This is a genomic window from Allorhizocola rhizosphaerae, from assembly GCF_003426775.1.
In the GTDB taxonomy this organism is placed as follows: Bacteria; Actinomycetota; Actinomycetes; order Mycobacteriales; family Micromonosporaceae; genus Allorhizocola; species Allorhizocola rhizosphaerae.
Genome location: NZ_QJUG01000069.1, coordinates 26,855 through 36,846, shown reverse-complemented (window position 1 = coordinate 36,846; position 9,992 = coordinate 26,855). Strand labels below are relative to the sequence as shown.

Annotated in this window: 9 protein-coding genes; 6 read left to right on the top strand and 3 right to left on the bottom strand. The window is 69.2% G+C overall.

Going from position 1 to position 9,992, the window contains the following annotated elements:
• From DM816_RS17040 to DM816_RS17015, 6 genes are all read left to right on the top strand, one after another.
• Positions 1–568 (top strand): DeoR/GlpR family DNA-binding transcription regulator (locus tag DM816_RS17040; protein ID WP_425455248.1); only part of this gene is annotated, 568 nt, incomplete at its 5' end.
• A 70-nt stretch (positions 569–638) separates the two neighbouring features.
• Positions 639–1,670 carry an iron ABC transporter substrate-binding protein gene (locus tag DM816_RS17035; protein WP_117211219.1) on the top strand — a complete coding sequence of 344 codons (1,032 nt, stop codon included), beginning with the start codon at positions 639–641 and terminating at the stop codon, positions 1,668–1,670.
• Positions 1,671–1,675: 5 nt separating this feature from the next.
• Positions 1,676–3,139: an ABC transporter permease gene (locus DM816_RS17030; protein WP_117211218.1), complete on the top strand. Its 1,464-nt coding sequence runs from the start codon at positions 1,676–1,678 to the stop codon at positions 3,137–3,139.
• A complete protein-coding gene (locus tag DM816_RS17025; protein WP_117211223.1) occupies positions 3,112–4,074 on the top strand; it encodes an ABC transporter ATP-binding protein in 963 nt (320 codons plus the stop codon). Before DM816_RS17030 ends, DM816_RS17025 begins: the two co-directional genes overlap by 28 nt.
• Positions 4,075–4,103: 29 nt before the next feature.
• On the top strand, positions 4,104–4,286 hold the full coding sequence (locus tag DM816_RS17020; protein ID WP_117211217.1) for a hypothetical protein: 183 nt from the start codon (positions 4,104–4,106) through the stop codon (positions 4,284–4,286).
• Positions 4,274–5,248, top strand: a complete 975-nt coding sequence (locus DM816_RS17015) for a YihY/virulence factor BrkB family protein (protein WP_117211216.1) — start codon at positions 4,274–4,276, stop codon at positions 5,246–5,248. Before DM816_RS17020 ends, DM816_RS17015 begins: the two co-directional genes overlap by 13 nt.
• 45 nt (positions 5,249–5,293) lie before the next feature.
• Here the strand turns inward: DM816_RS17015 and DM816_RS17010 are convergent, their stop codons facing one another.
• The 3 genes from DM816_RS17010 to DM816_RS17000 form a co-directional block, all read right to left on the bottom strand.
• Complete coding sequence (locus tag DM816_RS17010) at positions 5,294–6,214, bottom strand: family 43 glycosylhydrolase (protein ID WP_162907560.1); 921 nt, start codon at positions 6,212–6,214, stop codon at positions 5,294–5,296.
• A gap of 9 nt (positions 6,215–6,223) precedes the next feature.
• Positions 6,224–8,701 carry a beta-L-arabinofuranosidase domain-containing protein gene (locus DM816_RS17005; protein ID WP_162907559.1) on the bottom strand — a complete coding sequence of 826 codons (2,478 nt, stop codon included), beginning with the start codon at positions 8,699–8,701 and terminating at the stop codon, positions 6,224–6,226.
• 159 nt (positions 8,702–8,860) lie between these two features.
• Entirely contained in the window at positions 8,861–9,904 is a 1,044-nt protein-coding gene (locus tag DM816_RS17000) for a WD40/YVTN/BNR-like repeat-containing protein (protein ID WP_117211222.1), read from the bottom strand.
• Positions 9,905–9,992 lie beyond the last annotated feature (88 nt).

The window sequence follows — 9,992 nt, the reverse complement described above, 5'->3', positions numbered from 1 at the left end:
GTTCGCCGCGAAGTCGGTGCGCCACCGGGCGGAGAAGGCGGCGATCGCGGCGCGCGCGGCCGAGCTCGTGCGCCCGGGGATGGCCGTGGCGCTGTCGGCCGGCACGACGACCGCGGAGCTCGCCCGGCGCCTGCTGGCGGTGCCGGAGCTGACCGTGGTGACCAATTCGGTACCCGTTGCGGATGTCTTCTTCGGAGCGGGACGTCCGGATCAGACGGTCGTGCTGACCGGTGGCGTGCGCACGCCGTCGGATGCGCTCGTCGGCCCGGTCGCCGTGGCCGCGATCCGTACCTTCCATCTGGATTTGCTTTTTTTGGGGGTACACGGCATGAGCGAGCGCGCCGGGTTCACCACGCCCAATCTGATGGAGGCCGAGACCGACCGGGCGCTGGTGTCGGCGGCGGAGCGGCTGGTTGTACTAGCGGACCACTCCAAATGGGAGATCGTCGGGATTTCGACCATCGCCGCGCTGTCCGACGCGCACCTCGTGGTCTCCGACCCGGCATTGCCCGACAAGGCGCGTGACGCCCTCGCCGACGCGGTGGGCGAGCTGATCGTGGCTGGCTAGTTGCATCTTCCAACGCGCAAGGTTAGCCTGCCCTTACTTAGCGCAGGCTTTCCAAAGAAAGAGACAATCGATGCGTTGGATCATTGCGAGCCTGCTGGCAGTCGGGCTGACCGCGTGTAGCGCGGAAGCGCCACCCGCACAAAACCAGCCCGAGCCGGTGTCAGACAAGAAGGTGACCGTCTACAGCGGACGATCAGAGGCGCTCATCAAACCGCTGCTGGAGAACTTCACCAAGGCCACGGGGATCACCGTCGAGGTGCGCTACGGCGACACGGCCGCGATGGCGGCACAGCTGCTTGAGGAGGGCGACAAGAGCCCGGCCGACGTCTACCTCGCGCAGGACGCGGGCGCCCTGGGCGCTGTCGCCAAGAAGGGCCTGTTCACCAAGCTCCCGGCCGACGTGCTGGGCAAGGTGACCGACGTCTACAAGTCCAAGAGCGGGGAATGGGTGGGCGTGACCGGGCGCTCGCGCGTGCTGGTGTACAACTCCGATCTGGTCAAGCAGGCGGAACTGCCGGGCTCCGTGTTCGACCTCACCGGCCCGGAGTGGAAAGACAAGCTCGGCATCGCCCCGACCAACGGGTCGTTCCAGGCGTTCGTCACCGCGCTGCGCGTGCAGCACGGCGACAACGAGGCCAAGGGATGGCTCAACGGCATCAAGGCCAACGGTGCCCAGATCCGGCCCAACAACGGGCAGATCGTCGCGGACGTGGAGGCGGGCAAGCTGTCCGTGGGGCTGGTCAACCACTATTACGTGTACGAGAGGGCCAAGGCCGACGGCAAGACCGTCGACGCGCTCAAGGCCAAGCTGCACTTCTTCCCCAACGGCGACACCGGCGCACTGGTCAACGTGTCCGGGCTCGGGCTGATGAAGAAGGCTTCGAATGACGCGGACGCGCGTGCGTTCATCGACTACCTGCTCGGCGCGGATGGGCAGAAGTACTTCGCCGAGAAGACCTACGAATACCCGCTCGTGGCGGGCGTGGCCACGGCTGCGGGCCTGCCCGCGCTTGCCTCGCTCAAGGCGCCGGCGATCGACCTGAACGACCTGGACACCCTGCAGGCCACGGTCGCCATGATCAAGGAAGTGGGGTTGGCATAGCCACGTTGAAGAGCGCGGCCGTCGCGGCAAGCGCGGTCGCGCTCATCCCGCTGGTGTACCTCGGCGTGCGGGTCGGCGAGGCGGGCTGGGACCGGATCACCGGGGAGATCCTGACCGAGCGGACCGCGTTGCTCGCCGGGCGCAGCGTGGCGCTCGCCGCGGTGGTGACGGTGGCGTGCGTCGTGATTGGAGTGGCATCGGCGTTCCTCGTGACGCGCACGGACCTGCCGGGCCGGCGGGTCTTCGGCGTGCTCGCGGCGCTCCCGCTGGCCGTGCCGAGCTATGTCGCGGCGTTCGCCTGGGTGTCCACAGTGGACGACTTCGAAGGGTTCTGGGACGCGGCGCTGGTGCTGACCGCGTGCTCCTATCCGTACGTGTATCTGCCGGTCGCGGCTGCGCTCATCGGAGCCGACCCGGCGCAGGAGGAGGTCGCCCGCTCGCTCGGGCGCAGGCCGTTCCTGTCGGTGACGATGCGCCAGATCCGGCCCGCGATCGCGGCCGGCGGACTGCTCGTCGCGCTTTATGTGCTGTCGGACTTCGGTGCGGTATCCATTGTCCGCGTTGATGTTTTCACGCGTGCCATCTTTACCTCGATTAACCTCGGGTTCGACCGCACGGGTGCGCTCGTGCTCGCTACGGTGCTCGTGTTGTTGACGCTGGCCTTGCTTGTGGGCGAGCACATGACGCGGACCCGTGGGGCGCGTTATGCGCGCGGGTCGTTGCGCACGCATGCCCGTGTGCGGGTGGGCTGGATTCCCGTGCCGTTCTTGGCTTTGGTTTCTGCTGTCGCGTTAGGGGTGCCGGCCTACGCGCTCGCGCGCTGGTTCGTGGCGGGCGTGTCCCGGCCCGGCTCGGTGGCGGAGGTCGTGACGGCGGCGAGCCAGTCGTTTGTGGCGGCGGCGCTCGGCGGCGTGGTCACGCTCCTGCTCGCGCTCCCGGTCGGATTGCTCAACGCCCGCTCGCCCGGCCCGCTGGCGACCGTGCTGGATCGCATAGCCTATGTGTCGCACGCGCTTCCGGGGCTCGTGATTGGACTGTCTCTGGTCTTCTTCGGTATTCGCGTGGCTTATCCGCTGTACCAAACAATCTGGTTGCTGGCACTGGCATATGCCGCACTTTTCCTTCCGCTGGCCGTCGGTGCGGTCAGTTCGGCGGCCGCACAATCGCCGCCGGTGCTGGAGGAGGTGGCGCGCTCGCTCGGCCGCAGCCCCCTGTTCGTGTTCCGGTCGGTGACCGTCCCGCTGGCCGCGCCCGGCATCGGCGCGGGCGCGGCGCTGGTGTTCCTCACGTGCATGAAGGAGCTTCCGGCCACGCTGCTGTTGCGTCCCACGGGGTTCGATACGCTCGCCACCGAGCTGTGGACGCACACCGACACGGCCGAGTTCGCCGCGGCCGCGCCGTATGCGCTCGTGCTCGTCCTCGTATCCGCCCTCCCGACGTGGTGGTTGAGTTGGAAATCTCGTCTCTGACCAAGCGGTTCGGCCGCGTCACCGCGCTGTCGTCGGTGGACCTGGTGGTCGAAATCGGACACCTGGTTGCCGTGCTCGGTCCGTCCGGGTGCGGCAAGACCACGCTGCTGCGCTGCGTCGCCGGGTTCGAAAGAGTGGACTCCGGCCGGATCGTCGTCGGCGGGAGGGACGTGACCTCACTTCCGCCTCAGCGGCGCCGGATCGCGGTCGTGCCGCAGGAAGGCGCGCTGTTCCCGCATCTGTCGGTTGTGGACAATGTGGCGTATGGCCTGCCGCGCGGTTCTCTAAAGAGAGCGCATGAGGTGCTCGCGCTTGTGGGGCTGGCCGACATGGGGGAGCGCATGCCACACCAGTTGTCGGGCGGGCAGCAGCAGCGGGTCGCGGTCGCCCGTGCGCTCGCGCCGCGCCCACCCGTCGTGCTGCTGGACGAACCGTTCAGCGCGCTCGACGCGGCGTTGCGACCCACGCTGCGCCGGGACATCCGGGCGGCGCTGCGGGCCGACGGCGCGACCGCCCTGCTCGTGACGCACGATCAGGGCGAGGCGCTGTCGATCGCCGATGAGGTCGCGGTGATGCGCGAGGGACGGATCGTCCAAACGGGACCGCCGACGTCCGTGTATGCCGCGCCCAGCGATCCGTGGGTGGCGGGATTCGTGGGCGAGGCGGTGTGGCTGCCGTCCGGCCACGCCCTGCTCGCGGGTGTGAGAGTGGTCGGTGCGGGGGAGCGCGTGCTGCTGCGGCCGGAACAGATTTCGGTGGTCGACGGGTCCGACGCGGTCGTGGTGCGTACCGACTTCCACGGGCACGACGCCGTGATCGGGCTGCGCCTGCCCGACGGCACCGATCTCGCGGCCCGGATCCTCGGCGGCGCAGGGCTTCCCGAGGTCGGCGCGCCCGTGGGCGTGCGCGTCGCCGGGCAGGCTCGCGCGTTTTAACCCGGGCAACATCGGGGTATGCGCACGGCATGTTTGCCACCATCGCCGCCGTCCTTTTCGGACTGGCACTGATCCTGCAGCTGATCAACGAGAGCATCGGCGCGGTCATCACCCCGGCCACCCTCACCACGGCCGGCCTGCTGTTTGTCGCCCTGCACCTGGGCGGGTTCGCCGGGGCCGTGCGCGGTGGGCCGCGCCGATGGCGTCGGTAGCGCCCAAGGCCCAGCGCGACCGGCTGCTCAAACTGCTCGCGCGCGGGCCGCGGCGCCCGTCGGACCTGAGCCGCCGCGACCGGTTGCGCGCGTTTGGGCGCACGCTGTATGAGCTGCTCGGCGACGACCTGACCGACCGGGCCGCGGCACTGACCTACTATGCCGTGCTGGCGGTCTTCCCCGGGCTGCTGGTGCTGGTCGCGGGGGTGGGGCTGCTCGGCCCGCCGGCCACGCGGTCGGTCGTCGAGGGCATCGGGACCATGACGTTCGGCCCCACCCAACAGATCATCGCCAACGGCGTCGCCGACCTGCAGGACAACCCGCGCGAGGCGGGCGTCATCGCGATCGTCGGTCTGGTCATCGCCTTCTGGTCCGCGACCGGCTATGTTGGCGCTTTCATGCGGGCCGCCAATGCCATTTTTGAGGTACCGGAGGCGCGCCCGCTGTGGAAGACACTCCCGGTGCGCCTGTTCATCACGGTCGTGACGGGGCTCGTGCTGGCGCTGTCGGCGTTCGCGATCGTGTTCACGGGGCGGCTGGCCGTGCAGATCGGGCACGCCGTGGGGATCGACGCCGATCGCGTCCGGCTCATCGACATCGTGAAATGGCCGGTGCTGGTCGTGGTGTTCGCGTTGCTGCTGGCCGTGCTGTACTGGGCCGCGCCCAACGCGCGGCATGGCGGGTTCCGCTGGATCACGCCGGGCAGCCTGCTCGCCACGCTGGTGTGGCTGCTGGTCTCGGGCGGGTTCGCGTTCTATGTGTCGCGGTTCGACTCGTTCGACCGCAATTACGGCACGCTGGGCGGGGTCATCGTCTTCCTGGTGTGGATCTGGCTGACCAACGTGGCCGTGCTGCTCGGCGCGGAATTCGACGCCGAGCTGGCCCGTGCCCGCGCGATCGCCGCCGGCCTGCCGGACGACGAGACCCCGTATCTGCCTTTGCGCGACGTGCCCAAAGGCTGACGGCCGCCGTCCAAATTCGACGTGGGCACAACCGTTGCACGCCGGCTACAGCGAGACTCGGGGAATCGGTTGCCGGCCATGATCAGCGTGTGTGGATGTGCTTACGGGACTGGCACGCCCAGTGGGCCGGGCCGTGCCCGCGCCGGCCCGTGGCACGGTAAGGTTCGCCGGGTCGAGCTCGATCGCCCGCAGCTCGTTGTGCAGTGTCCACGTGGGATAGTCGCGATGCTGCACATACGTGAGCCAGATCCGGCCGGTGTTGGGATCCGCAAACACCGAAGGATCGATGAGCGTGGAGTCTGGATCGCGCACGGCCGCGTCGGAAGCCCACGTGTACGGCCCGGCCGGGTTGCACGCCGTCGCCACATAGATCGCGCCGCGGCTGTATCCGGCGTGCCTGCCGGGCAGATCCCACGGCCGCATGAAGCTCGTCACCAGCACCCACGTCGCGCCCACCCGGGTCACCTCGGTGCCCCAGTAGTTCACGTTCTGATCGCCGGACACCGGTTCCAGCTTGCCGTTGGGCGGATGCATGCCACGCGCGCTCCCGCACACCTCGGTCGGCACCTGGTGGCCCGTGCCGTCATCGTGCGTGGCCACGTAATCCCAGTTGCGCAGATCCGGCGAGACGCGCAGTGTGCAGCCGCTGCCCGACGCGTAGTATCGCCCGTCGACCCGCACGATTTTGACGTCGCCCTGCTGATAGTCGCCTGTCGTGTACGTCTTCCACAGCGGGTTGAAATTGTTTCCGGCCCGGCGTGAGCCCGTCGGCGTGACGCACCGGGGTCTGCCGGACAAACTGCGGGCTCGTCCCGTACTCGAAAAGAAGTCGGTTGAAGAGGTTTCCGGCACGCCCCACGCCGTCAGCGTGGCCGACGTCGATGTGACGTCTTGCGCCGCATCGGTGTCGCCGTGACATCCGGCGAGCACGAGCACGAGCGTTAACGAGAAAAGCTTGCGCGACAAGACAATCACCTACAGTGGTTCGAATGCTTGCACATTGAGATATGTGTTGGCTGACGCCGCCTGCTTCGTGCCGGTGCAGACAACACGGATGCGGTGCCTGCCCGCGCCCAGGCCGGTGAAGTCGGACTGCGCGGGCACACCCCGCTGCGGGCCGTACTGGTCGACCGTTCCGACCACCCGGCCGTCGATCTCCACCCGGGCGATGCCCGCGTCGTCGAACCGCTGCCACTTCCAGCGGATGCCGCTGCCCTGCAGCTCGATCTCGGCCGCCGAGCCGGTGGAGTTGGTGTAGGCCAGGTGCATGTTCAGGTTCCACGGACCGGAGTAGCCGACCTGGCCCGCTGCCTCGGGACCGAGGCTCTGGATGTCGTGCAGGCTGATGTTGGCGCCGGTGATCTTGATCCGGTGCCGGCCGGCGCTCAGCCCCGTGAACTGAGCGCCGGCCGCGATTCCGACGCGCCACGGGTCCTCGGCCGGGTTGAACTGGTCCACCGTCCCGATAAAGCGCCCATCGATCTCGACCCTTGCCACGCCTGCGTCGTTGAACTGCCGCCACTCCCAGCGGATGCCCGTGCCCTCGAACTCGGCCTCGGCCGCCCCGCCGGCCGCGTCGGACCGCGTGTAGCCCCAGATCCAGTTGTCGCCCCACGTGCCGGTGTAGGCCACGCCCGGCCCGGCCGCCGGGTCGAGATACAGGAAGTAGCGCTCGCCCGGCTGGTACGCGTAGTACGGGCGCACCACGGCCGCCCCGGTCGCGCCGATCCGGTAGTCGAGCGTGCCCGGAATCCTTTGCAGGCTGTCCACAATGGACTGCGGTGGCGTGGTGCGCGCCGGATTGATTGTGGCGCCGTAGGCGAGGGTCACCGGGCCCTGCGCGAGCGCCACGGGATACGGCGTCGCCGGGTCAAACCGGACCAGTCGCGGCCGCGCACCCGTGGGCAGCGTCACCTCCAGCACGTCATTGACCCGCCACACCCGGCTCACCGTCAGCCAATGCCGCGCGTCGGCAGCGATCGGCACGCCGGCCCCGTTGACACGCGCCGTCGGCGCGGCGGCCAGCCAGCCCGGGGCACGCAGCTTCACCGCGAGCGCGGTCGCCGGCGCCCGCTCGATCGTCAGGCGCATCACGTCCGACTCCGGGAACGTCGTCTCCAGCCGCGCACGCACTCCGGCCGCAGCCCAGTCCACTGTGGACGGCAGGAACAGGTTGACATACAGCTCACCCGGCGCGCGCAGGAACACCATGTCGGTGTAGTCGGCCACCGCCTGCGGCCGCGTGCCCGAGCAGCACGACCATGGGCTGGTGGCCACCTTCACCCCGCCCCGGCTGTTGTAGTCGGAGTAGTACTGCACCCGCCCGTCGGGCAGGCTCTGCATGCTCGCCCCGACGCCGTTGTAGAGCATCTGCTCGGCCCAGTCGCCGAACCTCGCGTCGCCGGTAAGGCGCAACAGGTACTTGCAGGCCTTGAAAACCGCCCACGAACCGCACTGCGTCTCGAAGTGGTTGCGGCTGTAGGCGGTTCGCAACAGCCCCGCCAGCGTCGAGCGGTCTTTGAGCATCATCTCGTAGGGGCCGTAGCCCCCGGTTGCGAACGACTGCGCGCCGCGGATGGTGTCGTAGGCGACGCCGAGGGCGGCACGGTAGTACTCGTCCCCGTTGGCCAGGAACCCGGCGCCCAGCCCGCTCAGGCTGTTGACGTGGCTGTAGGCGTGGTACCACCAGACCTGCTCGCCGTTGGTGGGATCGGCGAACCAGTCCTCGCCCGGCGCCGGATGGAAGTGGTCCCAGAAGCCGCGGTATTCCCAGATCCGCGCGAAGTCGCGGTAGCCCGTGTTGCCGGTGGCCAGATAGGCGCGATACAGGTTCTCGCTGAGCGTGTACCACTCGGCGGGGCCGCTGTTGTAGCGCGTGTCCTGGGAGAGGTTGGCCGCCGCCCAGAACGTGATCGGCGTCAGCGCATCCCGCGCGTTGGTGTCACCGCAATACAGCCAGGCGTCGAGCATGCCGCACAGCATCTTGTCGTATCCGTAGTGCGTGGCGTTGGGCCGGTCGCTGTAGAAGAAGAACAGGTCGGGCGCGATGCACTCGCGGAACCCGGCCGCCAGCGCGTGCACCTTGTCCTTGGCGTCCTGCCGCCCGGTGGCCGCGTAAAACCGGGCCAGGCCCGACACGATCTGGCCGAACGGGTTGAAGAAATCGGCGGAGTACCAGCCGCCCAGCTCGGCGCCTGGCGCGGGCCGGCCCGCACGCACCCGGAATCCGCGTAGGTAGCTGTCCGTCGGCACGGCCAGGTAGTAGTCCAGCACCGCGTCCTGCTGCGCCCGCCAGCGCGAGGGCAGCAGGCGTACCCCCTGATAATCAAAGACGTCGAGCACCGCGGGCGCTGCCGCCGCACTCGCTGAGCCGCTGCGCCAAGACGTGGCCAGTATCGCGGCCCCCGCACCGGCCGCCAAAGCGCACCGCCGGCTGATCCTGAATCCGGTCATAGCGCTATTCAGCGCCCGGAGCACGGGCCGCATCCAGGTGCAACCATATTCTTTTACATAGATTTGCGGTGCGCCCCGGCGTGCGTGCCGCGTTGCGCGCGGTGTCGGGACCGGCGTCGCTCCAGCCGGGGCCGTTTGGGGCGTGCCGGTCCCGCTCGCCTAGAGCGTCATCTTGACGACGCGGCCGTTCGCGCCCGAGCCCCAGCACGTCCGGTGTACACATTGGACGCTGTCGAGGCTGGACGTGTCGAAGCGGGTCCACGTGCGGCCGCCGTCGCGGGTGTGATCACTGCCGGTCGGCCCGACCGCGATCGCGCGGTGGATGCCGGATGGGATGAAGGCGACACCGGAGCGGTATTCGCCCGGGATGGTGGAGGAGACGGTCCAGGTCTTGCCGCCATCCCGGCTGTAGGCGGCGCCGTCGGGCGCGGACTCGGGCACGGCGAAGTCGCCGCCGACGGCCAGCCCGTGCCATGGCGTGGCGAAGGCGAGCGAGTAGATGCCCGCGCTCGGCCCGCTCGGGATCGGCGAGTCGGTGACGCGCCACGTGCGCCCGCGGTCGCGGCTGTGGAACACGCGTGCCTCCGCGCCGCCGCCGGTGGCAAACCACGCGTCGCGACCGAATCCGGCTGTCACCAAACAGGTGCCGCTCGCGGCGAACGCGAACTCACCCTCAAGCGCCGCGGGCATGCCATCGTTGGGGTTGACGCTCCACGACCGCCCACCATCCGAAGTGGACAGAATGCGGAACTTGCCGCCCACCGGGTCGGACAGGGCGATCCCGCGCCGGTGGTCGAAGAACGCCATGCAGTCGTAGAAGGCGTTCTCATCGGTGTTGCGGAAGGTCTCGGTCCACGAGGCGCCGCCGTCGTCGGTCCGGTACACGCGCGAGGACTCGCCCGGCCCGATCGCCAGGATCACGGCGCTGTCGGCGTCGAACGCCTCGATGTCGCGAAACTGCAGATCTGCCGTCTCGGGCGGCCCGACCAGCTGCCAGCTGCGGCCGCCGTCGGTGGTGCGCAGGACCGCGCCCGCGCTGCCGCTCGCCCAGGCGACCTTGTCGCTGACCGGGCTCAGGCCGCGCAGCCGCGCCGTCACCCCGGTGTCGGCGGTCGCCGTCCACATTGGATCGAAGCTTTCGGCGGAGGGAGTGATGCCCACTGTCATGGACGCTGCGAGGGTTAAAGCAACCATGGGTGTCATGGCGCCAATCTATCGGTTCACCCAGCTCGGTTCATCGGCGCGATGTTCGTGCGCAACCGCGGCGGTCCGCGAGTGGCCGCGAACGCTT